Here is a 26074-nt window from a genome sequence, read left to right as displayed (position 1 = left end):
CTGCAACCGACGCGCTGGCGGCCGAAGGCCAGAGGCGCGGCGGCGGGTCATCGGCCCGGCCCAGGTTCGGCGGCGCGAGCGGCCCGCGACGGCGGGCCGCCTTGATCTCGTACAGAAAGTCATCACACGCCGTCCTTGCAGGTATTCCACGGTCACCCCGGATCTACTATCGTCAGGAAATGGCCGAGACACCCCCATGGGCTGGGCCCCCACGCATCTTCCTTAGCTACGTCGCCACCGATCGTGCGATCGCGACCTTCCTTGCGAACGGGTTGAGGCGATACTTCGATGTGCAGGTAGAGCCCGGCCTCATTGAGCCGGGGCGTGCTTGGATGGGCCGCCTGGCTAGCGCCCTCAAGCGCTCTGACTCCGTTGTCATCCTGTTATCAGAGTCCACTCAGGAGCACGCGCGGAGCAGCTCGGACTTCACCGAGTTAGCCGACTCCGCAGTGCAGCGCGACGTCAACATTGTTCCAGTACTTCTTGAATCAGCCAAGGTACCCATTTCCCTCGATGCTTGGCCTCCCCTCGACCTGTCTTCAGTAGGCGCACTTGGCTTCGAGCTGTTGATATCTAGACTAATCGGTCAGAGCGCTATCGACTTCGGTCGGATCCACCCAATGGCCTTCGAGAATATGGTCGCCACTCTTCTCTCGAAAGAGGGATTTGAGTTCCACCGGGAAGCCCCGACCAGCGACTACGGCATTGATCTACTAGGTTCTAAGGACGGCCTGACCTACATAGTCCAGGCCAAGCATTACTCTCGAGGAAGAGTATCGGTTAGCTCAATCGGGCAGATGGCCGAGTTAGTCAGATACCTTGACCAGCCGACAGCCCGCGGGATCCTGGTAACCAGTGCCCACTTGACCTCGACGGCCCGCCACCTGCTACGACAAGAGCGGATCAGCAACAAGGTTGCCGTTCTGGATGGTCCTGCGTTGAAGAGCCTGCTCCTCAAACATCCCAGCGTGGTCGAGGACTACTTCGAACCAACTCAACTTGGTGGATTCGGATGATCGAGCCGGAGCAGTTGAGGCGCAAGTTGCGAAGCGTTCCGGTGGGCTCTAGCGCTTGGCGCGAGTTCGAGGACACCTGTATAGAGGTGTTGAGGTACTTGTTCGTGCCGCCACTAGCAGAACCGAAGATTCAGCCGAGAACATATTCAGGCACCGAGAGACGCGACGCCGTGTTCCCTAATCGCAACCACAACAGATACGGCACGTGGGGCACTCTTCTGAATGAGCTGAATGCGCGCCTGGTGCTCTTCGAGTTCAAGAATTACGATCGAACTGAGATCGGAAAAGACGAGGTCGTTCAGACCAGCAGCTACATGCGTGAGGCCATGGGACGCCTCGCCATCATTGTGGGCAGCAAACTCCCGGATGCAGGTGCCCACACGAAGCGCAACAACATCTTCTCCACGCACAAGAATGTCATCCTCTTTCTCACCAAAGAGCACCTTATGGAAATGCTCTACATGAAGGAACGGGGCGAGGATCCGGCAGATCTCATAATGGATGAGGTCGAATTGTTCTACCTCCAGCACGAATAGGGATACGGTCGGAGTGTCGACTCGAAAGGGAATGTGTGACTGAGGAACTGGATGGGCTTGAACAGCTTGCAGGGGCGTTAGATTCGGTTATCGGCGAGCGAGCCTACGACATTCAGCGAGCATTAGCCGAGCAGCTCCCGCGCGTCAGGCAGGACGACGAAGAGATCGAGGGAGAGCCCATCGACGACAGTACGCGAAACAGCCTGCTAACCGCCGCCAGGATGGCCTTTGACTACAAAATCCATCTCGAAGAGGTGAACGGCAAAGAGCGTGCTGTTGTATCTCCACAATTTGTCGGACCCGACGGCAATGAGTATCCTCTGCCGCCTACGAAGGTGGCACCCGAGATCGCCGAGGTGTGGGAACGGCTTGCGGAAAGGGTAAGTGCTCCATACGCAGTTGCGCGATTCAATCATCTACTATTCGTAGCCAAGCGTGGCAACGGCCGGGAGAGAGCGGCGGCCGCAGCCGCGAACTACATAAAGTCCGCTAGCAGCCTAGCCAGCAGCTATGACAAAATTCATGACCTGTCCGTCGCAATTCGTCTTGCGGCGGCGGTCCGCGAGGCTGATATTCAGTCATCAGCCATTGCGCTGGTGCGAATGGAAGTGGAATCAGCACTTGCCCACACGCCGCCTGTCTTCGGCCCTACGGTTCAGGGCCTACGCCTGCTCGTCGGTGAATTGGGCCGAACGGACGATATAGTTGGCCTACTTGCGCAGGCGTATGACGCTTTCCCCGACGTTAATCAGCGGGATCGGATTATTCAACTACAGCTGAAAATTGAGGACCCCCATTCATTGCCCGCACTCAGGGCCAAGCGGGTCGAGCTCTGGCTCGATGCCGCGGCGCAAGCTACAACGCTTATCAGGGCAGGTCATCTGAAAACGGCCCTGAGCCTTGCCGAAAAGGCGGGTGACAGAGAGCTTACGCAACGCGCCGCCGCCGCTCTCCAGAGTCTGCGATCAGAAGACTTGGGGATGATGTCGATTACTGCATCGAGTTCGCTCAGCGCCGCCGAAGCTCGCGAGGTTACCGCACACATCACCGAAGCAGAAACCTGGCAGACGGCTCTGCTGCGTTACGCGTTCTGGGGGCCGCCGACCGGCCAATGGGAGCAAACCGAGAAGGCCGTGGAAGAACAAGCCCGGTCGTTCATTTTTTCCCTATTGCCCACCGAAATGTATGGGGCAGACAACCTCCCTCGCTTTTACCCCGAAGATGACCAGCAGAAGCACGAAATGGCGCTAGCACAGCACGAAACCTTCCATATGCAGGCGTGGATCCCGCATCTCGCCAGGGCGCTGCACGGGATCGCGGACCGCCATGGCATGCCAAGCGAGGACGAGTTGGCGGCCCACTTTGTGGAGCGTCCAATCCTCGATGAAGCATCCGCAAGGGCAATCGGGCGCTCGTTCGCTCGGTATTGGGTGGGCGACTACGAAGGCGCTGCCCTCGCGGCAGCCACGCAGGTGGAGGCCGTTGCTAGGTTGCTCCTGATCAAGCTGGACGCGGGAATCTACCGACTTCAACGCCAATCGAAGCCCGGGCAATATCCGGGTCTGGCGGTTCTGCTGAACGCGCTGCTCAAGAAGGGGCTCAACAAGTCCTGGTACAGGTACATTCTCACGCTATGCGCGAACCCGGCCGGTGGATGGAACCTACGGAATGACCTGCTTCACGGATTTCACTACACCATGGGCCCGTACCCGGCGGCCGCACTTCTACAATGCGTCGCGTATCTGTCCTCGCTGACGCCTAGTCCTAGCGAAGGTGCAGGCGAGCGAGAAAGTGAGGATAGCGAGGCTGAGCCCGCCGGCACTGAGATGAACCAAGGCGATGCCAATAGCACGGACGCCGATCCGGACGGTAAGGTCGAGGAGTGACCAGCATCGTGAAGCGAGCGTCTCAGACAAGCGAGCGTCACCTCGCAGCTTCGTTGCCGCGACGTTGGAAGCATGTACAGGGTGTAGCCTCTAGCGCCCAGCAGTTGACTCGAATCGTTGGCCGTGACGGCGATCTGCTCGTCGCCGCCGCCTGGCTACACGACATCGGCTATGCCCCGGAAATCGTGGACACCGGGTTTCATTCCCTAGATGGCGCTCGCTGGCTGCTGCGCAAGGGCTTCGGGATGAGGCTTTCTGGCCTAGTGGCTCATCACTCCTGTGCCTCCTATGAGGCGGAAGAGCGCGGGCTCGGGGAGGTCCTTGCAGCGGAGTTTCCCCTCGAACAGTCTGCGACGTCCGATGCTCTCTGGTACGCGGACATGACTACTGGGCCGGACGGTCAGAGAATGTCCACCGGCGAGCGACTCACCGAGATCAGGTCGCGATACGGCCCTGGCCACTTAGTGACCCGCTTCTGGCAATCGGCAGAGCCTGCGCTAATGGAGGCGGTACAGCGAACGGAGATGCGCCTTGCAGATCACCCGATGTAGGGCCCGGGTCGACACTCGAAACCATGGCTGATCCGTAGCCTCATTGACGGGTGGATGTCTAGTCTGTCCAGTTCAGTCTGTCTAGCCCACCGGACGGCCGAAGATTCGTCGCTTGTCGTCGGTTGGCCGCCAACATAGCGGCCCCGAAAGCAGATGGAGAACTGCTGTCGCACCTCGCCGTCGCTGTACTCGACAAGGTGGTTCGGGTTGGTGTAAATCCCGATCACCCCGGTCACCTCGATCTCGACGCCGGTCTCCTCGCGCGTCTCCCGCACGGCTGTCTCGGCGATGTACTCGCCGAAGTCTTGGGCGCCGCCAGGCAGTGCCCACAGGCCGTTGTCGGTCCGCTGGATGAGCAGCACCCGTCCCTGCTCGTCCTGAACGAAGACGGTGACCGCTACGACGATGCTGTTCGGCTTCGGGGCGCTCGGGTTGTTGAAGTGCTCGGTCCGGGGCATGGTTCTAGCCTCTCACCGCCGCCGGCTCAGTGTTCGGGCCAGACGGCTCGCTTCACGCCAAGCACCCGGTTGAAGCTGGCGACGTAACTGTCGAACAGATCCCCGCCGCCGAGCCGGCGTAGGTGCAGTACCGGGGCGTAGGCGGCTGGCGTGCCGTAGAGGTGGGTGTTGACCAGCATCTCGTCATCGAAGCGGTAGATCGAGTTGTGCGCCGCGTCGACGACCTCTCCGTCGAGATCCACGGCGACCCGCGCACTCACCTCGGTCGGCTCATCCGCGCCTGCTGGGACCTCGGGGAGAGCACCCCGACTACGCCCGGCTGCGCCGCTGGGCGCACCAGTTCGGCTACGGCGGACACATCGCCACCAAAAGCCGCGCATTCTCCGTCACCCTCGGCTTCCTGCGCATGCAGCGCACCATCTGGCGGCGCACCGAAGGCCACCCCCACACCTGGGACGACGAACAAACCGAGCGCGTCATCTACGAACTCGGCTACCAAGCCACCGGCTGGATCACCACCGGAGACGCCATGCTCGCCAACACCGCCGCCGCCATGGCCCGCGCCCGACACCTGGCCGGCGTCGACGCCCTGGCCGACGAACTGACCACTAACCACGCCACCGCCCGACCCCTGGCCGCTTGACACGTACGTGTCAACGCCTGTGAAGCCGTTCCTTGACAACTCCACAGCGCAAGCAACAACCCAACTGACCTGCCCGGATGGAGAGCGCCATGCCCACACGTCCCCGCCCCCTGGTCGCGGTCCGACTCATCGGTCCGACCGCCATCGTCACCGCCCACGCCGCGACCATCGCGGCCCAACTCACCGCCTACTACGGCCGCGAGCGGGTCATCTGCCGCACGAGCACCCGCCCGGCCGGCTACAGCGGCGAAAGCGGCACCTACATCGCCATCACTCCGAAGGAGGCACCACATGGATTGAAGCCTGGTCCCGATCGTTCCGAAGTGGCATTCCCCGGCTGACGTCGCCGCGATCCTCGGCTACGGCTTGTCCAAGGTGAAGATGAAGATTGCCACCGGCGAACTGCGCTCGGTCAAGGACGGCAAGTACCGCCGCATCCTGCCGGAATGGATCGATGAATACATCCAAGCCCAGATCGACCGACAGGACGCGGCCTGATGCCGGGCAAACGCGCCAACGGCGAAGGCTCCATCTTCCCGTACCGCAACGGGTTCGCCGCCTACGTCTGGGTCACCAAGCCGGACGGCAAACGCGCCCGGAAATACGTCTACGGCAAGACCCGCGATGAGGTCCACGACAAGTGGGTGAGGCTGCACCAACAAGCCAAGGCCGGCCCGGTCGCCACGAACGTCCCCACGGTGGCGTACTACATGACCTACTGGCTCGCCGAAATCGTGGAGCCGAACCTCGCCCCGCTCACCTATGCCACCTACGAGACGCTGAGCCGGCTGTACATCGTTCCCGGCCTCGGCGTTAAGCGGCTCGACGGCCGGCTTTCGGTAAGGGAGGTGCAGACCTGGCTGAACAAGGTTGCGAAGACGTGCCAGTGCTGCGCTCAGGGAAAGGACGAACGCCGGCCAGCGAAGAACCGGAAGTGCTGCGCGGTCGGCAGGTGCTGCCAGGACCTCCCATCGGCTCGCACCGTCAAGGGAATCCGCGCAGTCCTCCGCTCGGCGCTCTCTCAGGCTGTCGTGGAGGAGCTGGTCGTGAAAAACGTCGCGGCTCTCGCGAAGCTGCCGCCGATCCGCGCCCGCAAGGGCAAGTCGTGGAGCAGTGAGGAAGCCCGCGCGTTCCTCGAAGCAGCCCGGGACGGCGACGACTACCTTTACGCCGCCTACGCCCTGGTCCTCGTGCTCGGCCTGCGCAAGGGCGAAGTCCTCGGCCTCACCTCGGACCACATCGAGTGGGACAGCTGGGACAAGCCCTGCACCCCACACTGCGAGGAATTCTGCGAGCACTGCCGGGACCGTCACGACATCAGCCTGGTCATCGACAAGCAGCTCCAGCGGGTCCGCGGCCGGCTCCTGCACCGAGCTACCAAGACCGAGGAGTCCGACGCTCCCCTGCCGCTGCCGGCCATCTGCGTCACCGCGCTGCGGCGCCGCCACCGCCAACAGGAGGCAGCCAGAGAGAAAGCCGGCGAGGCGTGGCACGACACCGGCATGGTCTTCACGACCCGCTACGGGCTGCCGGTCGAACCGCGGAACTTCAACCGCTCCTACGACAGCCGCATCGCCAGCGCCGGCGTCCCTAAGATCACCGTCCACGACGCCCGGCGCACCTGCGGTTCGCTCCTGGTCGACCTGGACGTGCATCCCCGGATCGCGATGGCGATCCTGAGACACGCAGACTTCTCGATCACGATGGAGATCTACAGCCAGGTCTCGTCCAAGGCCACCCGGGAAGCCCTGCGGAAGCTCGGCGAGAGCCTCGATCAATACTGAAGCTCGCAGCCACGGAGCGTCACGGTGTCCACGTAGGTTTCCGAAGCTCGATCGCCGGTTACCGGAAAGTCATATGCGGCGCGGTACGGCTCCGTCCTGCCAGCGGTAGAGGTCGCGCAGCAGGGAAATCTCGGCGCCGTGATGAATCAGCTCCCGGTTGACGTGCAGGACGATGCCCTCCATGGGAAACCGCTCGGGACCCACCGTCGGCGGATTCTCCAGGTCAACGTCCGAGAGCTCGCGGACCCCCGCGTTCCATCTCCCATACATCTCATCGAGCTGTTTTAGCGCCTCGTCAGTGGTCCCCGCGTAGGCGAATGTCTGAGAGTCGACGTCCTGGCCGCCGAAGTGCCATCCGACCCGATAGCCGAGGCAGGAGACGATGATGTGCGCCAGCCGCCAGGCAATCGTGGTCACCGGCGCCGGCACCGGGTCAGGGGACGCGGAGTCCATCGTCCATTCCCCCGAACCCACCGACATCGGTGCGGCCGACGTGCCACGTGGGCGGATGCTCCAGCAGCCACGCACCGGCTCCCAGAAGTACTCCTCATCGGCAAGACCGTGCAGCCGCGGCCGCAGGTTCTTGTGCCAGTGCCGGTCCAGCTGGTCCGCGAGTCGCTCGCTTCTTGTCACTTCCGCACACTACATACAACGGAGACCTGGCTGAGACCCTCGCGGACGCCGTCGCCAGCCGTGGACCGCGCCCGAGATCAGCATGAGTATCCCGAGCGAGCGCCAGGCCAGAGCCTCCGACCTGCATGTTCGAAGATGGCGACTCAATGAGCCGTTGCTGTACTTCGCTGCTGTACAAGATCAGAAAAGGCCATCTGGAAGATTCCAGATGGCCTTTGACCTGCGTCGGGACGGCCGGATTCGAACCGACGACCCCTTGACCCCCAGTCAAGTGCGCTACCAAGCTGCGCCACGTCCCGATGCCCTCGCGCGGTTTCCCCCGCGACAGCCGGTACAGCTTAGCGCAGGATCTTCGCGCCGCGCGCGCAGGCCCCTGCCGCGTCGTGCGGCGCGCGGCTCACTCGTACGGCTGTCGGGGTTCGGCGACCCGGCGCCAGTTCTCCACCTCCAGGTACGGGATCTCGAGGTCGTTGATCGGGTCCCGGCCGACCCGGTCGGTGTAGCGGCCGGTCACCTCGATCCAGCTGTCCTCGGGCAGTCGGGCGGGGACGTTGCCGCTCATGCCGATCTTGATCGGGCGGCCGTCGGCGGCGCAGCAGGAGAGCCGCATGCGGGCCAGGAGGGGCTGTCCGTCGGGGCCGGCGACGGTGAAGCCGGTGACCCGGACCCGACGGTCGCCGATCGAGCGGCCCTTGTCGAACACCGCGCGGGCGGCGTAGTCGTACACCGTGAGGTCGGCGGGGTCACCGTCGGGCATCGGCGGGTACTCGGAGACCTGCTCCGAGGTCAGCGCGGTGCCGGCCTGCCCGGCCGCGTACGAGCCGAGCGCGGGCGGGGCGACCAGCAGGAGTCCGAGCACCGGCAGGATCAGCAGCCAGGCCACCTGGAGCCCGTGGTGCCCGTGCCCGTCGTGGTCGGCCGGGTCGGCGGTGCCGCGTGGCGCGGGGCGCAGGTCGTACCAGAGGGTCATCACGGCGGTGACGATCAGGACCAGGCTGGCGGCGATCAGGAAGGGGCGTAGCCCCTCCTTGACGTAGCGCAGGTACAGGTCGGTGAGGCTGGCGCGCAGTACGGCGCCGCCGAGGAGGATCAGGACGCACGCCTGGGCCTGGCGGTTCACAGCAGCACCATCCCGGTGACGGTGGCGACGCCGACGGCGACGCAGAAGGTGGTGGGCGCGAACCGGGCGGCGAACCGGCGGCCGAAGATGCCCGTCTGCATGGAGATCAGCTTGAGGTCGACCATCGGCCCGACGACCAGGAACGCCAGCCGGGCGGTGAGCGAGAACTGGGACAGCGAGGCGGCGACGAAGGCGTCCGCCTCGGAGCAGATGGAGAGCAGCACGGCGAGGACGGCCAGCGCCAGCACCGAGAGTACGGGCTGGTCGGCCAGGGTCTGCAACCAGCGTTCCGGGACGAGCACGTTGATGCTGGCCGCGGCCATCGCGCCGACGACGAGGAACCCGCCGGCGTGCACCACGTCGTGCTGGACGGCGGCCCAGAAGGCGCGGGCGCGGGAGGAGTCGTCGAGGTCGGGGCGGCGGGGCAACCGGATCCAGTCGGCGCGGCCCAGGCGCAGCCAGAGCCAGCCCATCACCATGGCGACGACGAGGCTGGCGACCGCCCGGCCGACCACCATCTCCGGGTTGGCGGGGAAGGCCACCGCGGTGGCGGTCAGCACGATCGGGTTGATGGCCGGGGCGGCGAGCAGGAAGGCCAGCGCGGCGGCCGGGGTGACCCCGCGACGGATGAGGGAGCCGGCGATCGGCACCGACCCGCACTCGCAGCCGGGCAGCACCACTCCGGCGGCGCTGGCCACCGGCACGGCCAGCGCCGGGTGGCGCGGCAGCGCCCGGGCCCAGAACGACCGGGGTACGAAGACCGCGATCAGCGCCGAGAGCAGCACCCCGAAGACCAGGAACGGCACCGCCTGCACCAGCACCGAGACGAAGACCGTCGTCCAGGTCGCCAGGGAGGGCGCGGAGAGCAGCCCGGCGAGCGGCTCGCGGAGCACGATGAGCAGGACCAGCAGCGCCGCGAGCACCTCGACGGAGCCGATCCGGTCGCCGGCCCGGCGGCGGGGAGCCGGCCCGGGGGAGGGGGCCGGCGCGTCGTCGGTCTGCCGGCCGTCGGCCGGTCCCGGGCCGGTGGTGGTGCGGTCTGGTGCGACCACGTCATCTCCCTGTCTCGCCGTCGATGACGGTGGTCCGGGCGAGGCGCGGGGGCGTGCCCGTGACCTCGGTCGCCTGCTCGGCGGTGGGGTGCGCCGGGCGGGGGGACAGTTTATCGAGCGGTGTGGTTGCCGATCGGGGCGCGGGGGCCGGCGGGCGGATGCCCGGGCGGGTCAGGCGGTGGCGGGTGCCGGTTCGTCGAGGGCGGCCGGTCCCAGTTGGAATTCCGGGTCGATCTGGGTGGTCAGGTCCGTGCCGGCGCGTTCGTTCGCCCAGGCGGCGGCGTTGCGTCGGTGGAACTCGTGGGCGTGCCGGGTGAACGCCGCCCAGTCCTGCGTGGTGTCGTCCACCGCCCGGGTCAACTGCTGGAGCACCGCCCGGTTGGCCGGCTCCAGGTCGTCGAGCGGGCCCGTCGTCCCACGTTCGGCCCGGCGTATGTACCCGGACCTGCTCATCCAGGTGAGCAGGTCCTCGCCGACGTGCTCGCGGAGGAACTCCACGTCGGTGGCGTCCTCGATCTTGTTGCCGACCACCGAGAGCGCGACGCCGTAGTCGCGCGCGTAGCCGGCGTACTGGCGGTAGACGCCGACGCTGCGCACGGTGGGCTCGCAGACCAGGAAGGTGCGGTCGAAGCGGGTGAACAGGCCGGAGGCGAAGGAGTCGGCGCCGGCGGTCATGTCCACCACCGCGTACTCGCCGGGGCCGTCGACCAGGTGGTTGAGCAGCAGTTCCACCGCTCCCACCTTCGAGTGGTAGCAGGCGACGCCCAGGTCCTGGGTGGTGAACGCCCCGGTGACCGCCAACCGCACTCCGCCGATCGGTCGGACGCAGGCGGCGTAGACCGGGTTCTCCTCGTGGATCCGCAACAGCCGGGAGCCCCGCCCGGGTGGCGTGGTCTTGACCATCTCGGCGGCCGAGCCGATCCGGGGGTTGTCGCCCCGCAGGTACTCCTTGATGGCGGGGAGGTGCTCGCCGAGCGGCGGCAGGTCGGCCGCGACGTGGGCGGGGGCGCCGAGGGCGACGGCGAGGTGCTGGTTGATGTCGGCGTCCACGGCCAGCACCGGCGCGCCGGTGTGGACCAGGTGGCGGGCGAAGAGGGCGGCGAGGGTGGTCTTGCCGCTGCCGCCCTTGCCGACGAAGGCGATCTTCATGGGAGCTGCTCCACCCTCGCGTTTTCGGTAACCGTTTTCATGAGCGATAGAGTAGTGGACCGTCGCGGCGCGGGGGCGGGAACCGACCCGGTGTGTCCCATTCCCGGGTGACCGGCCTACGCCGGTTCGAGCACGTCGACCGCGAACCGTTCGATGTTGGCGAGGGTCGGCTCGCGTCCACCCGCGCCCTCGACCATCAGCAGCAGGTGGCGTACCCCCGGCAGGCGCGCCGCCGCCGCGAGGACCGCCCGGCACCGGGCCGGCGACCCGACCGGGTGCATGCCGATCAGGTCGGCGACGTAACGGTCGTGGTCCCGCCCGGCGCTCGGAGCGCCGTCGATGCGCACGTACTCCCGTACCCCGGCCAGCAGGCCCGGCAGGCCGGACCGGACGGCCCGCTGCGCCGCGTCGTCGGTGTCGGCGACGTACGCCAGGTGCGCGCTGGCGTGCGCGGCGCTCTCCGGGTCGTGGCCGTGCCGGGCCGCGACCCGGGCGTAGCGGTCGAGCAGCTCCGCCTTCTCCGGCAGGTCGGCGTGCATGCCGAGCAGCAGCGGCAGGCCGTGCCGGGCGGCCAGCTCGACGGTCGGCGCGGAGGTCGCGGCGACCCAGACCGGGATCCGGCGCGTCGGTCGCGGCACCACCGGCACGGGGCGGAACGGGAACCGCTCGTTGCCGGCCACCGTCGCCGCGCCCGAGAGCCACCGGGTCAGCAGCTCCACGCCGTCGGGGAAGCCGTTGTCGTGCCGGTCCAGGCCGGTGCCGAAGACCTCCAGGTCCACCCACGGGCCGCCGCGGCCGACACCCAGACGGAAACGTCCGCCGGAGAGCTCGTCGAGCAGTGCCGCCTCCTCGGCGAGGGCGACCGGGTGCCGGGTGGACAGCACACAGGCGGCGGTGCCGACGGTGATCCGCCGCGTCGCGCCGAGCAGGTGCGCGGCGAAGGCGACCGCGGACGGGCACACCCCGTAGGAGATGAAGTGGTGCTCGGCCATCCACACCCCGGCGTAACCGGCGGCCTCCGCCGCCGTGCCGTAGCGGTGGGCGTCGGCGAGCGCCTCGGCGTGGCTGCCGCCGGGCTGCCGCCCGGCGAGCAGGAACAGGTGCGCCTGGACGCCCTGTCCCGCCCGCCGGGCCGCGGGGCGTTCAGCAGTCACGCAGCTCGGGGGACTGGTTGAGCAGTTGTCCCCGGGTGGAGATGAACCGGCGGTAGCGGTCCGAGTCGACCGCCGACGGCCGGAAGGCGGCGACCCGGTGACAGTTCTGGAAGGCCAGCTTCACGCCGAAGTGCCGCTCCAGGCTGCCCCGGATGGCGTCGCTGGCCAAAGCCCGGAGCAGCTGGCCGCGCTCGGCCTCGCTCGGCGGCGGCGTGCTGTCGTCGGCGAAGGTGCCCTCCGACGCCTCCAGGTCGGCGACGACGCGGCTGACGGTCTGCCAGGCGTAGGGCAGGGAGTCGCGGACGCAGCCGACGAACTCGGCGTCGTCCACCGGGCCGGCTTCGGCGGCGTCCAGGAGGGCGGGCGGAACGGTGAGAGACATGCTGCTCCTCAACATAACGACAACGGTTGTCATTAGCGTGACGCCTTGAGCAGATCACGTCACCGACGGTGACGTCAAGGGTTTCCGCGGGGTTGTCCCGGTCGGCTCCTCGGCCTCGGCGTCGATTGGAGACCGCCGTCGCGGCCGTCGACTGCGGTACGAGCCGTGCGATGTGGATGTCGGGCCGAAGGAGGCCAGTTCCCTGAACTCGTCCAGAAGGTGAGCCGGATACTCTGCACGGCGTGAGGAACTCGTACGCGGGCCTTGACGATGCCGGGGTGGCGATAGCTGCGGCACGTTCTGGCGCGGACGTGGTGCGCACGATGTACGGCCATCGGCTCACCCGCATCGACAAGGGCGGTGGTGACTTCGCCACCGCGGCCGATGTGGAGGCTGAGAAGACGATTCTCGGGGTCATCCGTGCTGCTCGGCCCGATGATGCCGTGCTGGGCGAGGAAGGCGGGCAGCGGGGCCCGGCCGACGCGGTGCGGCAGTGGTTGGTGGATCCCCTGTGCGGCACGCTGAACTACGCCGTCGGCAACATGTTGGTGGCCGTCAACGTGGCGCTGCGCGACGGGGCGGCGGCGGTCGCCGACCCGTTCAGCGGCGAGATTTTCTTCACCGACGCTAGGACCGCCTGGGCCCGGCGCGACGGGGTTGACGAACAGTTGGCGCCCACGCCCGGCATCCGGATGGTGGACGTCAACCTGGATCCGCCCTTTCCGGGCGCGCCCGGATTCCGGGCCGTGGACCTGCTGGCCCACCCCGGGTTCGTCGAGCGCTTCCGGCCGCGAGTCGTGTCCACGACGCTGGCGTTGGCCTGGGTCGCGGCAGGCAGGCGCGCCGCGTACGTGACCGATGGCGGTGATCTGTCGGGCAGTGTGCATTTCGCCGCCGGCATCGCCCTGTGCCGGGCCGCCGGCTGCGTGGTCACCGGAATCGACGGCGCTCCGATCGGGCCGACTGGCCGCGGGCTCGTGGTGGCCGCCGACGCCGAGACCCACGGGCTGCTGATGTCGATGATCCGCGGCCGAAACTAGGCGTGTGGTCAGCCGGGCCGGGCCCGGCCGGTCAGACCGGTGGCGGTCACCCGGGCGAACTCCTCCGGGTTGTCGAGCATGACGTTGTGCCCGGCGGCCCGGACCGTCACCACCCGTACCCCGGCGGCGGTGAGGCCGTCCGGGTCCCGGACCGGGGTGCCCTGCTCGCCCTGGACGTACGTGCGGGGGATCGGTAGGCGCACCAGCATGTGCCGCATGGTGGGTCGGGTCGCCGCGACCAGGTGCACCGCGCTGCGGTGCAGGCCGACCGGGTCGGCGAGGCGCATGGTGGCGGCCCACAGCGGTCCGACCCGGTCGAGGGTCTCCGCGAAGCCGCCGGCCAGGAATTCGGCCTCGGTGTACGCGTTGATGCCGCTGCCGCCGACCTTCGGCGCCGGGCTCGGCTCCAGGTTGGCCTCCACCAGCACCAGCCGGCCGACGAGGTCCGGCCGGCGGTGGGCGAGGACGATCGCCACCGCGCCGCCCATGCTGTGGGCCACCACGTCCGCCGCTCGGACCCCGGCGGAGTCCAGCGCCGTGGCGAGGGTGGCGGCGTGCTCCTCCAGCGTGTAACCGAAGTCCGGCGGTCGATCACTGAGCCCGTGGCCGAGCAGGTCGACGAGGAGCGACCGGTGCCCGGCCATCGCCGGGTGGGTGGCGACTGGGAGGAAGTACGGGGCGGACATCGCCCCCAGACCGTGCAGGTACACCCGGACCGGCTCGTCGCCGGACACCTCCATCCACCGCATCCGGGCCCCGCCCGGACCCACCGTCGCGTCACGCATCCGCCGGACGACACCTCCGCGCCGAGCTGTCTCGGCCTCGCGAACAAGGGGAAGGCGCCTACCCGGCCACCATCGCCTCGAACCCGCCGGCGTGACAGTGGCGGTGCTGAGGCGTACGCCGGGTCGCACGGCAACCATCGAGTGGGTTCACGTCAGGACGGCAATTGCCAGTACGCCGGCAGCGGCGGCGAGGTAGCCCACCGCGATGGGCACGTTGCGTGGCTGTTTCCTCTCGGCTCCGAGGCGTTCGTAGAGCCTGCTGAGAGGTCGGCGTACTCGATCGCCGCGGGTGGCGCCCGCGATGAGCAGCAGCAGGCACGGCACGCAGTAGACCAGCGCGTAGCCGGCGATGATCAGTAGTGCGGGCGTCGTGCTGACGCCGGCGTTGACGATACGTTCGATGGCGATGAAGTACGGGAAGGCGTTCGGCAGGTCCGCGCCGGTCATGAGCAGGCCGAGTACGGCTGCGGTCAGCGGGTTGACCCAGCGCGGCACGGTGACGGCAGGGCGGATGCGTGGCCGCAGCCGGCGCAGTCCCACCACGGCCAACGCCGTGGCGGCCACCGTGAACGCGGCCCGCCGCACCCAGACGAGACCGCTGCCGGCGATGTCGGCGGCGGTGTCGGCGCCGACGTACACCAGGGCACCGAGGCCGAACACCGTCAGGTAGGCGCCGCCGACGAACCCGGCCGCCGCCCGGACGGGATGTGCCATCGGGGCGAGCAGCAGCAACGCCACCCCGGCGATCGTGGCGGGGTTCAGCGCGTCGAGGAGAGCCAGGCCGGCGACACCGGCGAGCAGGGCGGCGGTCATGCGCGTGTCGCCGACGTAGGTAGGTCGAGGTGGCGCAGGAGCTGCTCCACCTCGTCGGACGTCGGTGGCTGACCGGTGAGGGCAGCCAGGAACAGCCCGTCACCGACGAGCCGTACCAGCCGGGCCCGGACCGGATCCCCCAGTTCGTCGGTCAGCATCTGCCGCCAGCGTCGCTCGGCATCGGTCACCTCGGCCGGCAGGTCGAACTCACCTGAGGTGGTCAACCGCAGGGTCGACGACATCGCCCGGTACAGCTGACGCTCACTCGGCCCGGGTACCGACAGCCGCAACCATGCCGAAGCCATCACACCTTCGGCCGCGGCGGCGGTCAGCCGCTCATCGAAACGCTGCACCGCCCGGATCATCAGCGCACGCAACAGGGACCGCTTGTCGAAGTGATAGAGCAGACCGCCCTTGCTCACGCCCGCCGCGGCCGCCACCGCGTCCAGCGCCGGGGGCACGTGGCCTGAGGTGATCAGTTCCTCGGCGGCGTCCAGAATGCGTTCCCGAGCTGACTCCATGCGGCTTACTGTACCGTCCGGACGGTACAGTTGACCGCGCCGGTGATGCCCGCCACGTCACCGGCGCACTCGGGCTCCGGCTTCGATCAGTCCCGGCGGTCCTCGTCCGGCGTCGGGATCTCCTGGTTCTGCTCCACCGCGTCCGCCGCGCTGACGTCGTCGCGCACGGCGTCGGCCATGCCGGCCCGGTCGCTCGGGGGCACCAGGACACCCTGCTCCGCCAGGTCCGCCTCGGACGCCTCCGGCCCGGCGCCCGACACCGCCCCGGTCGGGCCCACCTCGATCTCCTCCTGCTGTTGTTCCTGGGCGTCCGCCTCGGACGCCCGGCCCAACAGGTCAGCCTCGTCCCGGTCCACAGCCATCTCTGTCTCCTCGGTCGACCGTCAGGCCTGTCGTCGGACGAACGGCGCGGTCTGGTCGGCGACGTCGCCGTACTCGGCCGACAGTTGGGTGACCACCTGCGCATAGCCGGTGGGGCCGAGGGCGTCCCGAAGGACGTCGAAGACCGCCGTCACGCCGTCTTTCGCCCGGTCCGCGTCGAGGTCCGCGCGGCCGCTGACCCGGTCGACGAAGACCTCGAGCCCGAACCGTTCCGCGGTCTCGCTGCCGCCGAAGGCGTACTCCCGCAGCCCCTCGGGAAGCTGGTCGGCCAGATCGCGCGCCTCGCCGCCGTCGATCCGTTCGGCCAGGGTGGAAAGCGTGGCCCGGGTTACGGCGGTGGCCTGCTCCGACGACATGCCCGAACGCGTCGCCACCAGACCGAGGAACTCGTTGTCGTCCACCGTGCAGCCTTCCTCTCGCCGTTGGGCCAGGCGATTTCCCACGCTCCACGTCCGCAAACGAGGCGCTCGTGTCGACGCGGGCGCGTGGCCGGCTGCGGTCGGACACCGGGGCCGCACCGACGAAGGCTCAGCGGACCCTGGCGAACTCATCGCGGTAGGCGCCCGGCGAGCGACCGGTGCTCCGTTTGAACGCGACGCTGAGCGCGCTCTCCGAGCTGTAGCCGACAGCGCGGGCGATCGTGGCGACGGTGTCCTCGCCCCGCCGGAGCCGGTCGGCGGCGAGCTCGATCCGCCATTCGGTGAGGTACTCCAGGGGGCCCTTGCCCACCACGTCCTTGAACCGCGACGCCAGCGTCGACCGGGAGACGGCGACGACCTGGGCCAGCTTCGCCACCGTCCACGGGTGGGCCGGCCGGGCGTGCATCTCCCGCAGGGCGGCGGCGACCGTCGGGTCGGCGAGGCCGGCGAGCCAGCCGGCGTCGGGCCCGGGGTCGCGGGCGAGGTGCAGCCGCAGTATCCGGACGAGCATGACGACGGCGAGGCGCTCCGCGATGAGGGTGGCCCCCAGCAGCCTGCCCCGCAGCTCGGCGTCGAGCTCGCCGAGGGTCCATCGGACGGCGCCGGCCTCCGGCGTCCCGGCCGGGACGTGGATCACCGGTGGCAGGCTGTCCAGCAGCAGGGCGCGGGCCCGCTCGGTGAAGGTGAACGCGGCACCGATGAGGAAGACCTCGTCGCCGTCGCCGGCGCGAGCCACGCCGTCGCCGGCCGCCGCGAAGATCGGGTGCGCCGGCTCGGCCGGCAGGTCCGGGTCGCTGGCCAGGGTGTACGCCACGGGGCGGGTCAGCAGGAAGCAGTCACCCTCGGCGAGGTGGACCGGATCGGGCACGCCGTCCACCTTCAGCCAGCAGGAACCGAGCCGGACGGCGTTGAACTTGGCCCCGGCCGGTGGCGGGAACCGGACCGCCCAGCGGCCACCGGCGGCCAGCCCCGCCGACACCTGACTCGTCGCGTCGAGCAGGGCCAGCACATCCTCCAGCGGGTCCACCCGCGACCTCCTCTGGACGCGCCCGAAAGAGCGGCGGACGGTGAACCATGGGCGGCCCCGCGGGGCCGTTCGTAGCGTTGCCATCATGACAGCCACCGCACGCCTGACCACTCCGTTCGCCGCCCACGCGACGGCCGCCGAGATCCTCGACGGCGTCGACCTCACCGGGCGCCGGATGATCGTCACCGGCGGCGCCTCCGGCATCGGCGTGGAGACCGTACGCGCCCTGGCCGGCGCCGGCGCGGCGGTCACCGTCGCCACCCGCGATCCCGGCCGGGCCGCCGCGCTGGTCGAGGAGTTCGCCGGGCCCGGCCCGGGCAGCGTCCGGGCGGCCGCCCTCGACCTGGCCGACCTGTCGTCGGTCGACGCCTTCGTCGCGGCCTGGGAGGGGCCGCTGCACGCGCTGGTCGCCAACGCCGGTGTCATGGCCGTCCCGACCCGGCAGCTCACCGCCGAGGGCTGGGAGATGCAGCTCGCCACCAACTACCTCGGCCACTTCGCACTCGCCCGCGGCCTGCGCGACAGTCTCCGCGCCGGCGCGGGACGGGTGGTGGTGGTCAGCTCCGGGGCGCAGTTGCGCCGGGCCGTCGACTTCGACGACCCGCACTTCGAGCGCCAGCCGTACGAGCCCTGGGCGGCGTACTTCCAGTCCAAGACCGCCGACGTCCTGCTCGTGGTCGGCATCGCCCGCCACTGGGCCGCGGACGGGATCACCGCCAACGCGGCCAACCCCGGCTACATCATGACCAACCTCCAGCGGCACCTCGACGACGACACGTTGCGTTCGGTCGGGGTGACGATCGACGAGGCGGGCAACCGGACGGTGCCGGACTACTTCAAGACCCCCGCCCAGGGCGCGGCGACCTCGGTGCTGCTGGCGGCGTCGCCGCTGCTCGAGGGGGTCACCGGCCGCTACTTCGAGGACAACCAGGAGGCGGCGGTCGTCCCGGGCGGCCCGGAGCCGATGACCGGGGTGGCCCAGCACGCCGTCGACCCGGCAGCCGCCGACCGGCTCTGGGCGTACGCCGAAGAGGTCCTGACCTCCCGCCAGCGGTAGCTGGCTTCCGCCGTCAGCGCCGGTGCAGCTCCGACTCCAGCCTCTGGACGAGCGTCTTGCGGGCCTTGTCGCCGCGCTCGCGGCGCAGTGCCGCCTTGAGCTGGTTGGTGTCCAGGTCGCGGACGAGCTTCACCGCCTGGGCGACCGGCATCTCCGACAGTTGCTCCGCCGCCGTCACGTCCCGCCGGGCCCGCTTGGCGGGCCCGGTGTTGGACACGAACTGGCGGCCGGTGCGGGACGTCTGCCGCTTCTTGCGGTCAGTGGCGCGCCGCTCCTCCTCGGAAAGCTCCTCCCAGGCCTGCTTCGGCAGGTACCGGCTCGTCTCGCCGTTCCGGCGTGCCCGGGTGGAGCCCTCCTTGGTCTGCCACTCCTCGGCTCCCCACCGTTGCAGGGACTTCTGCCGCTCGTCCTTCGGCCCGACGTAGCCACCGCCGCGCCGCTGGTACTCCTTGGTGAGCAGCTGCGACTTGCGCGCCGACCACTGCCCCGGCTTGCCGCCCTTGTCGGAGGCCTGAATCTCCTTCTTGACCTGCTCACGGAGTTCCGGCTTCGTGTACCGCGCCATGAGCTGGCAATACCCGGAGCCAGGCGGAGTGAACATCCCGTAATGGCGCCTCAGGCATCCGGACGACGAGGTCGTGGCGGACCCGACCGGGGCCGGGGGACGAACGGTAGGCGCCGAGCGTGTGCCGCCGCGCTCGCCGGTCGGGAGAGGATCAGGCCGCGTAGCGCGGGTCGGTGACGGTCTCGGCGATGCGGGTCAGCCAGTGCAGGTCGTTGGCCCGGGATTCCGGACTGGCCTCGGAGTTGAGGATGCTGTGCAGAAACACGGCGACGTCGTCGAGGTGCCGTTCGCTGCGGTAGTAGCGGAGCATGGCCTGGTCCGGCTCCAACGGCCCGTAGCCTCGACGGAAGAGTTCGGCGCGGTGGGCGTTGATCGGGTGATCGCCGAAGTCCTGGCTGTGGACGAACATCAGGTCCCGCTCGCGCGGCGCGAGGATCGGCGCATCCCAGTCCACGACGTGCAGTGGACCGTCGCCGTCGGCGATCAGGTTGCCGGGGTGGACGTCGGCGTGGCAGATGACGTGTCGACCTCGCGTCACCCGGGAGGCCAGCTCATCGACCGTTTCGGACAACCGGTGCAGCGCGACGCCGTACCGGTCCCAGAAGACGCCGAGGGTCTCGGTCGCCGCAGCCTGCTCGCCGAGGATTCGCAGCCGCTCGCCCGCGCTCGACCGGTAGGTCTCGGCCGGCAGGACCGCGGCGATGTCGGCGCTCGGCGTGACCGCGTGCAGCCGGCCCAGGAACTCGCCGTACTCGACCCATTGGCGGTCGGTGAGACCGCGGCCCCACAGGCTGCCGCCGTCGTGGAACGGGTAGAGCAGCAGCCGGTGGTCCCCGAACTCGCGACTGGCACTGCCGTTCGGCAGGTCGATCGGCGCGACGACCTGCCGGACGCCCTGCGCGCGGAGGAAGCCGGGCAGCAGGACGGCCGCGGGGGTGAACTCGCCGCGGCGCATCTTCAGGAAGTAGCGCTCGCCGTCGGACGTGTCCACCCGGTACGCCCATGCGTGCCCGTCGAGCCCGACCGGCAGGAACACGAGATCGGCGAGGTCCACGGCCCAGGCGGCGGCCACCTCGGCCGCCAGCAGCCGCTCGTCGATGCCGGGCTTGTCGATCACGGTCGAAGCGTCGCAGCCGGCTGTCCGGCCGGCAGGGCGGTTTCGCCATCCTCATCCGGGTCCCAGGCCAGGAGCAGGTCGAAGAGACGTCGGTCGCCGTCGAGCTTCAGCGAGTCCACCGGAACACGGCCGTACAGGGCCAGGACCAGGTCACTGGCCGCGCCCCGGAGGGAGGCGTCGGCCGCCTCGCCAGCAGCGGTGGCGGGCGTCGTGCCGGGCGTGGGCAGACGGGTGGCCCGTACGCCGTCGGCGGCGAGCGAGAGGCGCCAGGATCGACCCTCGGTGGCGTGGTAGTCGACGGCACAGGGCTCGTGCGGCCAGGCGTACGGCCCTGCGCAGCAGGTGGACAGGAACTCGTCGACACCGTCGAGTGCCGCCTCGTCCGGCAGCGGCGTTGGGGCGCCCAGGGTGGTCTGGGCGTCGTAGGTGTGCACCGCGACCTCCTGGAGTTGGTGCCGGGCGACGGCACCGCAGGCCTGCGGCGACTGCGACCCAGCCCACCACGTCCAGCAACCGCGATCCGGGCCGGACTCCCGCAGTGCGCTCAGCAGCTGCGCCGTGGACTCGGCCGACCAGGCCAGCAGGGCCTCGCGCTCCCGGGGCGCAGCCGGGGCGCCCTCCGAAGCGGTCTCGGCCGGGGGAGCGTCGGCAGGCCCTGCGGCGACGGTGGCGGCCCACCGGCGGTGCCCCCTGCCCAGGTGCTGCACCAGATCCAGCAGCGTCCACTCGGGGCAGGTCGGCACTTGCGCCTCGAGGCGGGGGCGGAGGCGACCGCGGCCCGGAACGCGACCGACCGTTCGTCGATCAGCCGCAGCAGGACGGGGAACTCCAGAGTCTTCGCCACGCCGACTGTCTATCACCGTGCTCCCACAACCGGACAATGAATTGACAGCCGACGCCGCGGGCGCCGCGGCACCGGCCGCGCGTCATCGTGAGGCGAACCGACCGGGTGGCGATGGCATGCCGGTCCGGCGCCTGTCGAGGCTCGACCTCCGGTCGGTCAAACGGTGGCCAGTAGCGCGTCGAGCGGCCGCGGCAAGGTGTCCCGGCCGACCGCCGCCTCGACGAGCAGGCGTGCGTAGCGCAGGTTGCGGCGCGAACTGCTGCGCAGGAACCGCCACAGCTGCGCTTCGGGCTCCTGGCCGCGCCAGGCGGGCTGGCTCTGGAACGAACGGAACGATCGGAGGTCGCCCTGCGAGTCGAAGAGCGCTTCGACCCGCGCCGTGCCCAGGGCGCGGATCAGCTCATCCTCCAGATCGTTGACGCAGACGTAGAACCCGAGGCGCTCCATGTCGCTGCGGGTCCGGGGTGTGCCGAGGTGGTTCATGTCCAGTCCGCGCCGGAACACCTCCTCCTCACGCACGTCGCACAGACCGGCAAGTCGCACCCGGGCGCCCAGCGGGCCCAACCTTGTGAGGAAGCGGCCGATCGCGTGCGCGCCGCCGATCGGCACGATCACCACCCGCTCGGCCTCGAGATCGCGGCCGCGGCCGGCTGCGGCGGTTTCCAGTGCGATCTGGTCGCTGATGCCCTCGACGAGCACCACGGCCACGGCGGACCCGACCTTCGCCAGGGCGCGGGCCGTCGCCCGGATCGAGGCAGCATTGCCACCCAGGTGGCCATCGAGCGCCCTGCCGGCGAGCTCACGGCGCTCGATGCCCCCCATGGTGGTTCCCCCGTCCGGCTGTGCTGGCAGAGAACTCCCGCGCACACCGGCCAGCGCCTGGTCGCCATCTGGGTCGGGTGGGTCAGTGGGCGTTTCGGCCCGTCGGGTCGTGGCCATGGCCGCAATCATCGGTGAAGCGCCTCCCGGCCGACCAGGGATTTGACCGGCCGACCTACGTCACAGCTGGCGGAGCAGCTGCTTCGTGGTTACCGCGTCCGATGTCATCAACAAGGGCGGACCAGGGGCGGTGCCCTGACCTGCGGGCAGGGGGGCGAGCGGGCCGGCGTGAACTCCCAGGAGACCGACGTGGTCGACGTTCGCTCCGTGCCCTCGTGCGGGCCCAACCGGTTCGTGGTTCCGTCGCCGGTTGGGCTCGCACTGGGCTCGCGTTACGGGGTGGTGGGGATGTTGGTCAGTCCGTTCACCGCGTTGGTGACGGTGTTGGAGGAGTACACGACGTTGGGGTTCGAGGAGCATTTCGACGTCGAGGTGACGTAGATGGCGTACCGGCCGACGCCGCCGAGATCCGACGTGTTGTTGCGCCAGATGTTGCCGCAGCCGTAGCCGTCGATCAGGTTGTGTGTCTCGTAGCCGTTGGCGAAGGTGCCGGGCGTACGGAAGGTGCCGGTGTTGCCCTCGATGAGGTAGCCGTTGCCCTTGGCGTCGACCCACGAGTCGGCGGAATTGGATCCCGAGATGCCCTGGCCGTTGAACCGGTTGCCCCGGATCACGCCGCCCACGGTGCCCTCCTTGACGTCCACGTGCTCGGCGGCGACGTTGGGGCCGATGGTGTTGTTCAGCACCTGCACCCGGTCCGAGCGGTCCATCCCGCCGGAGTTGCCGTGGCAGCCGAAGTTCGACTGCGAGGAGCCGATGTAGACAGCCTCGCCGTAGCCGGCCTGCACCAGGCCGGTGTCGGTGATCGTGGAGTTGCGGATGATCCCGTCCGCCGAGGAACGGCGGAAATGCACCGCTTCCTCGTCGGTGTGGTGCACGTACAACCCGTCGATGGTGACGTGGTGGGAGTTGTCGAGCACGATGCCCTTCTTCGACTCGGCCACGGTGAAGCCGGTCAGGTTCCAGTACGGCGCGTTGGACAACCAGAGGCCGTAGCCGGAGTCCCAGCCGGCGGTCGGCGCCGGGCAGGACGGGGCGGTGCCGGAAGGGCCGTCGTTGACGAGGACCGCGGTCCTGGGGCCGGTCAGCGTGATCTTGGCAGAGGCGGTGCCGGCCCGCTGGGTGAGGAACGCGCCCCGGTAGGTGCCGGACGCGAGCCGGATGGTCTGGCCGGGCTGGGCGGCGGCCAGGGCGGTCTGCAGCTGGGCCGCGGTGGCGACATCCACGACCGAACCGCTGGGCGGTGGTGTCGTCGGAGGCGGTGTCGTGGGCGGCGGGGTCGTGGGAGGTGCGGTGGTGGGCGTCGGGGCCGTCGGGGCCGTGCCGTCGCAGGGCCTTCCGTTGACAGTGCAGTTGAGGGGGGTGCCGGTGCCGGAGACGTTGAAGCCGAAGTCTTCGGTGGCGCCGGGTGCGATGTCGCCGTTGTGGCTGGCGTTGGTGAACCGGTAGTGCTGTCCGCTCTGGGTGCGTACGGAACTCCACGAGTTGGTGATCGTGGTGCCGCTGGGCAGGTCGAACTCGACGGTCCAGCTGGTGCTCGCGGCGTCGCCACGGTTGGTGATGAGGTAGTCCGCGCCGTAGCCGCCGTTCCAGGTGGAGGTCTTGACGAAGCGGGCGGTCAGGTCGGGCGCGGCGGCGTTCGCCGCGGGCGCGAACACCAGGGCCGCAGCGCCGAGGGCGGCGACGAAACCGGCCACGGCAACCGCTCTGCCGGTACGTGGGTGTGGCATCAGCAGGGCCTTCCGTTGATGGTGCAGTTGAGGGGGGTGCCGGTGCCGGAGACGTTGAAGCCGAAGTCTTCGGTGGCGCCGGGTGCGATGTCGCCGTTGTGGCTGGCGTTGGTGAACCGGTAGTGCTGCCCGCTCTGGGTGCGTACGGAACTCCACGAGTTGGTGATGGTGGTTCCGGCGGGCAGGTCGAACTCGACGGTCCAGCTGGTGATCGCGGTGCTGCCGGTGTTGGTGATGAGGTAGTCCGCGCCGTAGCCGCCGTTCCAGGTGGAGGTCTTGACGAACCGGGCGGTCAGCCCGCTCGACGGGGGCGCCGTGGTGGGTGGCGGCGTCGTCGGGGACGGCGTCGTGGTCGGCGGTGGCGTCGTCGGCGGTGCGGTGGTGGGCGGCGGGGTGGCGCCGCCGACCCGGGTCAGGAACAGCGACGGCCCGGTGTCGGTGCGGGTGGCGTCGACGCCGTGCCCACCGGTGTAGTCGCGCTGCTCGTTCTGGGCCCAGTCGGCGATCGGCGTACCGCCGATGTCGAGGTGGCGGAAGCCCGTGCCGTTCCAGCCGAACTGGTAGATCCGGGTGCGGTCCGGGTAGTAGGCCGTGTAGGGCGCGGTGTTCGAGCCGAGCTGCTTGGTCATCGTGTTGTTGAAGAAGACGTTGCGGGGCCCGGTGGAGCCGGACCATTTCACCGCCTTCTTGCCGGCGCCCCACCAGATCGGGAACCAGTTCGAGGTGTCCGGTCCGCCGCCGCCCTCTTCGCCGCAGTTGGCCGTGCAGTTGGCGGAGCGGTGGGCGTACGGGACGGTCACCGTGTTGAGCTCGAAGAGGTTGTGGCGTTCCCAGCCGCCGTGCAGGTTGAGGTCGGAGTCGAAGTCGTTGCCGATGACCACGTTGCCCGACGCGGACCACTGGAACGTGAAGTGGCGCAGGTTGCGGGAGACGTTGCCGGCGTAGAGGGAGTCCCAGACCCGGGAGCCGCGGAAGTAGCCGTTGCCGCCCTTGCCCTTGTTCCACGCGCCGTCGAGGTGGTTGTCGACGATCTGCAGGTTCTTGGCCTCCTCGGTGACGATCGGGTGGGAGCCGGTCATCTCGGCGCGGATGCCGCGTACCCACGAGTTCGCCGCCCACTTGAAGACGATGCCGTGCATCTGCGCGGCGGGGTCCAGGTTGCCGTAGTTGTGCTTCGCGGCCGCCGGGGCGAGCCCGGGTATCTCCTGGGTGAGGGAGAGGGACTCGATGCCGACGCCGAGAACCGGGTCGACCAGTGGCGCCGCCTTGGACTGGTAGACCGTGCCGTCGATCGGCGCCGACCCGTCGGAGGTGGAGTTCACCGGTACGTCGTACTCCAGCGGCTTGTCCAGGGTGATCGTGCGGTTGGCGGAGTCGGCTGCGGTGATCGTGAAGATCTGCTGCCGCATGTGGAGGTTGAGCAGCGGGTGTGGGGTGGGCAGCGCCTGCTGCTGGGCGTAGAAGTTGACCGAGTTCGCGGCCCGGATGTTGACCAGCGCGCCGGCGGTCAGGTGGGTCATGGAGGCGTTGCTGGCCAGGTGTACGACGGTGTCGCCGGCCCGCGCGGCGTACGCGGTGTCACCGGTCTTGCCGCGTAGCGCGACACCGGCCTTCCAGTGCACGTTCACCGTGCCTTCGAAGATGTCCCTACGGTTGGCCGGGGCGGCGGCGTGATCGCTGGCGTAACTGGTGTGCACGCCTCGGGACTGCACCCGGAACAGGCCGCGGCCCGGCCAGAGCCAGCCGCCCTTGCCCTGCCCGAAGGTCATCGCGTCCTCGTCCCAGTCCGATCCGTCGGGGGTGAGGGTGTCGTAGCGGGTGTTGGCGTCCGGCCGGTAGGCGATCCGGGTGCCGGTGGTGGGGTCGGCGCCGGCGCCGCGGATTACCAGGTAGTCGGCGTCGACGTGCAGTTCCCGACTGACGTTGAGTACGCCGGCGGGCAGGTTGATCAGGCTGAGCCGGGTGTAGCTCGCACTGCCGGAGCAGGTCGACCGGACCGCGTCGATCGCCGACTGGAGGCCGGCGGAGTCGTCCACCCCGTCGCCGGGGCGTACCCCGAAGCTGCCGGCCAGTTCGGCCGGGGTCACCTGGCAGGCGGCGTCGGGGTTGATCTGACTGCTGCCCGGCAGGGCGGCACCGCCGCGGTAGCCCGCGCGGCGCCAGTCGTAGAGGCCGGTCAGGGGAGCGCGGCGGTTGCCGGTGGAGAGATCCAGGGTGAGCGCCGCGTCGGCCGACGCGGCGCTCACCTGCGGGGACTGCTGGTCGGCCGCGGCGAGCGCGACCGGCATGGTGGCGAGGACCACGGCCGTGCCCACGAGGGGCACGAGCCGGGGTAGGAGGGAAGGGGGCACCACGACCTCCGGGTGATTGTCGCCGTCGGAGAAGCGGCGGGGGCGGGTGAAGGGGGGTGACATCGCCAGACATCGACGAAGGTTGCTAGCCAGTTAACTGAACGGCGGCCAACGGGTCAAT

The 26074-nt window shown here is 69.3% G+C and carries 30 protein-coding genes and 1 tRNA gene; 10 read left to right on the top strand and 21 right to left on the bottom strand.

What is annotated here, in order from left to right; translation table 11 throughout:
* Positions 1–179 precede the first annotated feature (179 nt).
* Genes AC5L3Z_RS07370 through AC5L3Z_RS07355 form a run of 4 tightly spaced genes read left to right on the top strand, consistent with a single transcriptional unit; the run spans position 180 to position 3989 of the window.
* Positions 180–1016 carry a restriction endonuclease gene (locus tag AC5L3Z_RS07370; RefSeq protein ID WP_494840523.1) on the top strand — a complete coding sequence of 279 codons (837 nt, stop codon included), beginning with the start codon at positions 180–182 and terminating at the stop codon, positions 1014–1016.
* Positions 1013–1552 (top strand): hypothetical protein, encoded by a 540-nt coding sequence (locus AC5L3Z_RS07365; RefSeq protein ID WP_494840521.1) that lies wholly within the window; start codon positions 1013–1015, stop codon positions 1550–1552. The genes AC5L3Z_RS07370 and AC5L3Z_RS07365 overlap by 4 nt, the downstream gene beginning before the upstream one ends.
* A 35-nt stretch (positions 1553–1587) precedes the next feature.
* On the top strand, positions 1588–3438 hold the full coding sequence (locus AC5L3Z_RS07360; RefSeq protein ID WP_494840519.1) for a hypothetical protein: 1851 nt from the start codon (positions 1588–1590) through the stop codon (positions 3436–3438).
* Complete coding sequence (locus AC5L3Z_RS07355) at positions 3435–3989, top strand: HD domain-containing protein (protein ID WP_494840517.1); 555 nt, start codon at positions 3435–3437, stop codon at positions 3987–3989. Before AC5L3Z_RS07360 ends, AC5L3Z_RS07355 begins: the two co-directional genes overlap by 4 nt.
* Here the strand turns inward: AC5L3Z_RS07355 and AC5L3Z_RS07350 are convergent.
* Positions 3977–4447 carry an NUDIX hydrolase gene (locus tag AC5L3Z_RS07350; RefSeq protein ID WP_494840515.1) on the bottom strand — a complete coding sequence of 157 codons (471 nt, stop codon included), beginning with the start codon at positions 4445–4447 and terminating at the stop codon, positions 3977–3979. The genes AC5L3Z_RS07355 and AC5L3Z_RS07350 overlap by 13 nt on opposite strands.
* 26 nt (positions 4448–4473) lie before the next feature.
* Positions 4474–4707 carry a hypothetical protein gene (locus tag AC5L3Z_RS07345; RefSeq protein WP_494840513.1) on the bottom strand — a complete coding sequence of 78 codons (234 nt, stop codon included), beginning with the start codon at positions 4705–4707 and terminating at the stop codon, positions 4474–4476.
* 20 nt (positions 4708–4727) lie between these two features.
* Between AC5L3Z_RS07345 and AC5L3Z_RS07340 the strand changes: the two genes are divergently transcribed.
* The 4 genes from AC5L3Z_RS07340 (at position 4728) to AC5L3Z_RS07325 (ending at position 6874) form a co-directional block, all read left to right on the top strand.
* Positions 4728–5090 (top strand): replication initiator, encoded by a 363-nt coding sequence (locus tag AC5L3Z_RS07340; RefSeq protein ID WP_494840649.1) that lies wholly within the window; start codon positions 4728–4730, stop codon positions 5088–5090.
* A gap of 77 nt (positions 5091–5167) precedes the next feature.
* Positions 5168–5431 (top strand): hypothetical protein, encoded by a 264-nt coding sequence (locus tag AC5L3Z_RS07335; RefSeq protein WP_494840512.1) that lies wholly within the window; start codon positions 5168–5170, stop codon positions 5429–5431.
* Positions 5394–5588 carry a helix-turn-helix domain-containing protein gene (locus tag AC5L3Z_RS07330; RefSeq protein ID WP_494840647.1) on the top strand — a complete coding sequence of 65 codons (195 nt, stop codon included), beginning with the start codon at positions 5394–5396 and terminating at the stop codon, positions 5586–5588. Before AC5L3Z_RS07335 ends, AC5L3Z_RS07330 begins: the two co-directional genes overlap by 38 nt.
* Positions 5588–6874 (top strand): tyrosine-type recombinase/integrase, encoded by a 1287-nt coding sequence (locus AC5L3Z_RS07325; RefSeq protein ID WP_494840510.1) that lies wholly within the window; start codon positions 5588–5590, stop codon positions 6872–6874. Before AC5L3Z_RS07330 ends, AC5L3Z_RS07325 begins: the two co-directional genes overlap by 1 nt.
* A 69-nt stretch (positions 6875–6943) precedes the next feature.
* On the opposite strand, the gene AC5L3Z_RS07320 is transcribed toward AC5L3Z_RS07325, so the two are convergent.
* The 7 genes from AC5L3Z_RS07320 to AC5L3Z_RS07290 form a co-directional block, all read right to left on the bottom strand.
* A complete protein-coding gene (locus AC5L3Z_RS07320; RefSeq protein WP_494840509.1) occupies positions 6944–7507 on the bottom strand; it encodes a DinB family protein in 564 nt (187 codons plus the stop codon).
* A gap of 225 nt (positions 7508–7732) precedes the next feature.
* Positions 7733–7806: transfer RNA gene (locus AC5L3Z_RS07315), tRNA-Pro, on the bottom strand.
* A gap of 98 nt (positions 7807–7904) precedes the next feature.
* Positions 7905–8627, bottom strand: a complete 723-nt coding sequence (locus AC5L3Z_RS07310) for a TIGR03943 family putative permease subunit (RefSeq protein WP_494840507.1) — start codon at positions 8625–8627, stop codon at positions 7905–7907.
* Positions 8624–9565 (bottom strand): permease, encoded by a 942-nt coding sequence (locus tag AC5L3Z_RS07305; protein ID WP_494840645.1) that lies wholly within the window; start codon positions 9563–9565, stop codon positions 8624–8626. Before AC5L3Z_RS07305 ends, AC5L3Z_RS07310 begins: the two co-directional genes overlap by 4 nt.
* 285 nt (positions 9566–9850) lie before the next feature.
* Positions 9851–10828 carry an ATP-binding protein gene (locus AC5L3Z_RS07300; protein ID WP_494840506.1) on the bottom strand — a complete coding sequence of 326 codons (978 nt, stop codon included), beginning with the start codon at positions 10826–10828 and terminating at the stop codon, positions 9851–9853.
* Between the two features lie 116 nt (positions 10829–10944).
* On the bottom strand, positions 10945–11982 hold the full coding sequence (locus AC5L3Z_RS07295) for an LLM class flavin-dependent oxidoreductase (RefSeq protein WP_494840504.1): 1038 nt from the start codon (positions 11980–11982) through the stop codon (positions 10945–10947).
* Entirely contained in the window at positions 11972–12364 is a 393-nt protein-coding gene (locus tag AC5L3Z_RS07290) for an SCO5389 family protein (RefSeq protein WP_494840502.1), read from the bottom strand. Before AC5L3Z_RS07290 ends, AC5L3Z_RS07295 begins: the two co-directional genes overlap by 11 nt.
* A 242-nt stretch (positions 12365–12606) precedes the next feature.
* On the opposite strand from AC5L3Z_RS07290, the gene AC5L3Z_RS07285 reads away from it, so the two are divergent.
* Positions 12607–13404 carry an inositol monophosphatase family protein gene (locus AC5L3Z_RS07285; RefSeq protein WP_494840500.1) on the top strand — a complete coding sequence of 266 codons (798 nt, stop codon included), beginning with the start codon at positions 12607–12609 and terminating at the stop codon, positions 13402–13404.
* Positions 13405–13412: 8 nt separating this feature from the next.
* Here the strand turns inward: AC5L3Z_RS07285 and AC5L3Z_RS07280 are convergent, their stop codons facing one another.
* The 6 genes from AC5L3Z_RS07280 to AC5L3Z_RS07255 form a co-directional block, all read right to left on the bottom strand.
* A complete protein-coding gene (locus tag AC5L3Z_RS07280; protein WP_494840498.1) occupies positions 13413–14189 on the bottom strand; it encodes an alpha/beta fold hydrolase in 777 nt (258 codons plus the stop codon).
* A gap of 147 nt (positions 14190–14336) precedes the next feature.
* Positions 14337–15002 carry a GAP family protein gene (locus tag AC5L3Z_RS07275; protein WP_494840497.1) on the bottom strand — a complete coding sequence of 222 codons (666 nt, stop codon included), beginning with the start codon at positions 15000–15002 and terminating at the stop codon, positions 14337–14339.
* Positions 14999–15523, bottom strand: coding sequence for a TetR/AcrR family transcriptional regulator (locus tag AC5L3Z_RS07270; protein ID WP_494840495.1), 525 nt, complete (start codon positions 15521–15523; stop codon positions 14999–15001). Before AC5L3Z_RS07270 ends, AC5L3Z_RS07275 begins: the two co-directional genes overlap by 4 nt.
* An 86-nt stretch (positions 15524–15609) precedes the next feature.
* Entirely contained in the window at positions 15610–15885 is a 276-nt protein-coding gene (locus AC5L3Z_RS07265) for a hypothetical protein (protein WP_494840493.1), read from the bottom strand.
* A gap of 21 nt (positions 15886–15906) precedes the next feature.
* Positions 15907–16305 (bottom strand): DUF2267 domain-containing protein, encoded by a 399-nt coding sequence (locus AC5L3Z_RS07260; protein WP_494840491.1) that lies wholly within the window; start codon positions 16303–16305, stop codon positions 15907–15909.
* A 127-nt stretch (positions 16306–16432) separates the two neighbouring features.
* Complete coding sequence (locus AC5L3Z_RS07255) at positions 16433–17350, bottom strand: AraC family transcriptional regulator (protein WP_494840489.1); 918 nt, start codon at positions 17348–17350, stop codon at positions 16433–16435.
* An 85-nt stretch (positions 17351–17435) separates the two neighbouring features.
* Between AC5L3Z_RS07255 and AC5L3Z_RS07250 the strand changes: the two genes are divergently transcribed.
* Positions 17436–18407: an SDR family NAD(P)-dependent oxidoreductase gene (locus tag AC5L3Z_RS07250; protein WP_494840487.1), complete on the top strand. Its 972-nt coding sequence runs from the start codon at positions 17436–17438 to the stop codon at positions 18405–18407.
* Positions 18408–18420: 13 nt separating this feature from the next.
* On the opposite strand, the gene AC5L3Z_RS07245 is transcribed toward AC5L3Z_RS07250, so the two are convergent.
* From AC5L3Z_RS07245 to AC5L3Z_RS07220, 6 genes are all read right to left on the bottom strand, one after another.
* Positions 18421–18972, bottom strand: a complete 552-nt coding sequence (locus AC5L3Z_RS07245; RefSeq protein ID WP_494840485.1) for a DUF5872 domain-containing protein — start codon at positions 18970–18972, stop codon at positions 18421–18423.
* Positions 18973–19123: 151 nt separating this feature from the next.
* Positions 19124–20089 (bottom strand): phosphotransferase enzyme family protein, encoded by a 966-nt coding sequence (locus AC5L3Z_RS07240; protein WP_494840484.1) that lies wholly within the window; start codon positions 20087–20089, stop codon positions 19124–19126.
* Positions 20086–20832: a maleylpyruvate isomerase family mycothiol-dependent enzyme gene (locus AC5L3Z_RS07235; protein WP_494840482.1), complete on the bottom strand. Its 747-nt coding sequence runs from the start codon at positions 20830–20832 to the stop codon at positions 20086–20088. Before AC5L3Z_RS07235 ends, AC5L3Z_RS07240 begins: the two co-directional genes overlap by 4 nt.
* A 257-nt stretch (positions 20833–21089) precedes the next feature.
* Positions 21090–21755 (bottom strand): TOPRIM nucleotidyl transferase/hydrolase domain-containing protein, encoded by a 666-nt coding sequence (locus tag AC5L3Z_RS07230; RefSeq protein ID WP_494840481.1) that lies wholly within the window; start codon positions 21753–21755, stop codon positions 21090–21092.
* Between the two features lie 389 nt (positions 21756–22144).
* Entirely contained in the window at positions 22145–23569 is a 1425-nt protein-coding gene (locus tag AC5L3Z_RS07225; protein WP_494840480.1) for a cellulose binding domain-containing protein, read from the bottom strand.
* Positions 23570–23601: 32 nt separating this feature from the next.
* Positions 23602–26016, bottom strand: coding sequence for a cellulose binding domain-containing protein (locus tag AC5L3Z_RS07220; RefSeq protein WP_494840478.1), 2415 nt, complete (start codon positions 26014–26016; stop codon positions 23602–23604).
* Positions 26017–26074: the final 58 nt, after the last annotated feature.

It is taken from the genome of Micromonospora sp. LZ37 (genome assembly GCF_059359015.1).
Note: the sequence above shows the minus strand (reverse complement) of the source record. Positions and strands in the feature narration are given on the sequence as shown.

What these genes read in the sequence shown, in the direction of transcription:
- AC5L3Z_RS07270 (WP_494840495.1), bottom strand. Translation starts at nt 15,523, where the DNA reads ATGGAGTCAGCTCGGGAACGCATTCTGGACGCCGCCGAGGAACTGATC.
- AC5L3Z_RS07275 (WP_494840497.1), bottom strand. Translation starts at nt 15,002, where the DNA reads ATGACCGCCGCCCTGCTCGCCGGTGTCGCCGGCCTGGCTCTCCTCGAC.
- AC5L3Z_RS07370 (WP_494840523.1), top strand. Translation starts at nt 180, where the DNA reads ATGGCCGAGACACCCCCATGGGCTGGGCCCCCACGCATCTTCCTTAGC.
- AC5L3Z_RS07365 (WP_494840521.1), top strand. Translation starts at nt 1,013, where the DNA reads ATGATCGAGCCGGAGCAGTTGAGGCGCAAGTTGCGAAGCGTTCCGGTG.
- AC5L3Z_RS07335 (WP_494840512.1), top strand. Translation starts at nt 5,168, where the DNA reads ATGGAGAGCGCCATGCCCACACGTCCCCGCCCCCTGGTCGCGGTCCGA.
- AC5L3Z_RS07280 (WP_494840498.1), bottom strand. Translation starts at nt 14,189, where the DNA reads ATGCGTGACGCGACGGTGGGTCCGGGCGGGGCCCGGATGCGGTGGATG.
- AC5L3Z_RS07350 (WP_494840515.1), bottom strand. Translation starts at nt 4,447, where the DNA reads ATGCCCCGGACCGAGCACTTCAACAACCCGAGCGCCCCGAAGCCGAAC.
- AC5L3Z_RS07230 (WP_494840481.1), bottom strand. Translation starts at nt 21,755, where the DNA reads ATGGGGGGCATCGAGCGCCGTGAGCTCGCCGGCAGGGCGCTCGATGGC.
- AC5L3Z_RS07300 (WP_494840506.1), bottom strand. Translation starts at nt 10,828, where the DNA reads ATGAAGATCGCCTTCGTCGGCAAGGGCGGCAGCGGCAAGACCACCCTC.
- AC5L3Z_RS07250 (WP_494840487.1), top strand. Translation starts at nt 17,436, where the DNA reads ATGACAGCCACCGCACGCCTGACCACTCCGTTCGCCGCCCACGCGACG.
- AC5L3Z_RS07290 (WP_494840502.1), bottom strand. Translation starts at nt 12,364, where the DNA reads ATGTCTCTCACCGTTCCGCCCGCCCTCCTGGACGCCGCCGAAGCCGGC.
- AC5L3Z_RS07220 (WP_494840478.1), bottom strand. Translation starts at nt 26,016, where the DNA reads ATGTCACCCCCCTTCACCCGCCCCCGCCGCTTCTCCGACGGCGACAAT.
- AC5L3Z_RS07325 (WP_494840510.1), top strand. Translation starts at nt 5,588, where the DNA reads ATGCCGGGCAAACGCGCCAACGGCGAAGGCTCCATCTTCCCGTACCGC.
- AC5L3Z_RS07245 (WP_494840485.1), bottom strand. Translation starts at nt 18,972, where the DNA reads ATGGCGCGGTACACGAAGCCGGAACTCCGTGAGCAGGTCAAGAAGGAG.
- AC5L3Z_RS07265 (WP_494840493.1), bottom strand. Translation starts at nt 15,885, where the DNA reads ATGGCTGTGGACCGGGACGAGGCTGACCTGTTGGGCCGGGCGTCCGAG.